This window comes from Pseudomonas sp. BAV 4579, assembly GCF_009765395.1.
GTDB classification, from domain to species: Bacteria; Pseudomonadota; Gammaproteobacteria; order Pseudomonadales; family Pseudomonadaceae; genus Chryseomonas; species Chryseomonas aestiva.
In genome coordinates this window covers 1-487 of sequence record NZ_WHOV01000292.1, presented here as the reverse complement: position 1 = coordinate 487, position 487 = coordinate 1, and the positions used below count along the sequence as shown (strand labels likewise).

Sequence of the window (487 nt, the reverse complement as noted above, 5' to 3'; positions counted from 1 at the left end):
TTCGAACCAGCGATGATCGCTGCCATCAATCTGGATCAGCTCGCCCAGGCAGGCTCGGCGATTGCGTGGCTGGTACACCTTGGGCGGTCGCTGCCGACGCGGCGTCCATAAGCCAGCATCCATCATGATGCGCCGGACCGTTTCCTTGGCCAGGCGTAGGCCGTGACATTCAACGAGCTTTTCGGCCGCAAGCGTGGGACCGAAATCCTGGTAGTGCTGCCGGATCAGAGCGGCGGCGCGCTGCTCAAGCCTGGCCGCAGCTGATGATTGCTGGACTGGCCGCGCTTACATGAGGTCAGGCCCGAAACGCCGGCGTCCCGGTAACGCTGCACCAGGCGGTGAACCTGCCGGGTACTCAGCTGCAGGCGCTGGGCGGCGCGTGTAGGCGTAAGGAAACCCTCGATCACCGCCTGGATGACCTTGAGGCGATCGACTTCGCGTAGGCTCATCGTGATCCGCTCGTAGGCTGACATCCCCAGCGCTCCGC

The 487-nt window shown here is 64.3% G+C and carries 1 protein-coding gene; it reads right to left on the bottom strand.

The window, feature by feature from the left end; translation table 11 throughout:
* Positions 1–224: 224 nt before the first annotated feature.
* On the bottom strand, positions 225–487 hold a 263-nt coding region (locus GSQ95_RS26805; RefSeq protein ID WP_256664738.1), incomplete at its 5' end, for a helix-turn-helix domain-containing protein.